1 protein-coding gene is annotated in these 1,721 nt (G+C 46.5%); it reads right to left on the bottom strand.

Annotated elements, in window-relative coordinates; all coding sequences use genetic code 11:
• The coding region (locus ACFINE_RS09650; protein WP_375621880.1) for a hemagglutinin repeat-containing protein at positions 1 to 1,721 on the bottom strand (1,721 nt) is incomplete at both ends.

Raw genomic sequence — 1,721 nt, 5'->3', positions numbered from 1 at the left:
GAGCCAAGCCCCAAAGCACCGGTAATGGCACTGGCAGCGCCCGAGGCTGCTCCACCCGTAACCGCCGTGACAGCCAATGCCACGAGAGCCGCACCGGCTTCTGTCAGCCCTTGGGCTTTATAATCCCAGTCTTTAAATTCAGCCTTAACTGCTTGCCAATCCACTTGCTTGGATAATTCTGGATCATCACGCAGTTGCTTGATCCATGCCATGCCTGGAGAGCGAGACAATTGCTCAAGGGATTTGTCTAAATCACCGGTTGCCTGATACTCAACAACAAAGCCATCACCCGCATCAAGCTTTATGCCACCCTTAGCATCTATGGTGACATGCTCGATGGTCTCCTTAAGGTAACCTTTATCGCTCTCACTCCACCACACAAGGTTTTCATTACGCTGATAAACGTCCTTAAAATCTTGATCCTTGTTGGTCAGAAACTTGATCTTCCCCGTATCTGATGCCAAATGCGTCTGACCACCACTTGATAGCCCTGCCGCATCAAGCGTGAGATCTCCATTTTGCGCATGCATGGAGAGGTTGCCCTCTGTTTCTATCGTGGTTTTGTTTGTAGTAACTTCTGTTGATTGTTGACGAAACTTATTCTTTTGCTTCGATTTGTCGCCTTCTTTGCCCCTCAGATCCAAATCAAAACTGTTAAAATCTTGCTCTGAAATCGCGTTGAGAGCGCCACCACTGGTGAAATCCCCATTGCCCTTGGCTTTAAACTTTCCCCCAAGGTTAAGTTCACCACCTGTGACAATGGTCAAATCTCCATCACTGTTGACTTCTGTCAAACGGTGCTCACTGCTTTGGGCGTTATAATGCCCTTTTTCCAATGTCTCCTTATGGTCACTCTCTAGCACTAATGAACCAAACGTAGCAGAACCATCGACAATCACCGTCATCGGACCGCCACTGCTCCATTGGCCACCAGTCATGCTTAAATCGCCAAGGGAGTGAATGTTTAAATCCTGTATAGAAATGATTTGAGCCTGCTGCCCACTGCGATCAACAAAACCATATTCATTCGTGTCACGGATTTTTGCAGTACCATCAATGATTGTCTTCGCATTGAGGGTGATGATATCCCCCAGAATAACCCCTGAAGAGTTGGCTAAAAGATCGCCACTGCTGAGATCTACAGCACCGCTGCCAAGCAAAAAACCACCATCATTAAACAAAGTTTGCGTAGTCGAAACATGCAATGCACCATTACTTGATATGGTGCCGCTATTGGTAAGACGGTCCGTCTCTATAGTGACGCCATTGCCTTTCAAACGTGCACTGGCAAGGTTTCCTTGCTGCGTTTTTGCCCCATAAACATCTTGTGCTAAAGAAGTGTTTGGTGCCAAATAAACGTGGGGTACCAAGACCTCTTGTCCGTCGACAAGGTGGGTCTCAAGCCAGATCATATCCTTTTTGATCCCAGCAATTTGCTGAGGCGTTAAGGGCTTGCCTAGCACTAACCCCAAGGGATCTTGCTGCTCCACAGCATTGTCATAGAGCCTTTGCATTTGAGCATTGGGATCTTCAACATCAAGAAGAGTGCGATTACCTGTCAGTTCAAAGATTTGCTCACCCACCAGACGATATTCAAAATAAGCATCCCCCAACTTTTTGAACACGTGCTCAGGCTTATAATTGCCAATCTTTTTTAAGTAATAGTCCGATCCTAAAAATTTACTTGGGTTGATAAAATCTGGACGCGTCTCGACTAAAAA

The organism is Bartonella sp. AA97HXZ, assembly GCF_042196985.1.
Taxonomy (GTDB): domain Bacteria; phylum Pseudomonadota; class Alphaproteobacteria; order Rhizobiales; family Rhizobiaceae; genus Bartonella.
The sequence above is the reverse complement of the archived record's forward strand: the minus strand, read 5'-3'. Positions and strand labels throughout refer to the sequence as shown.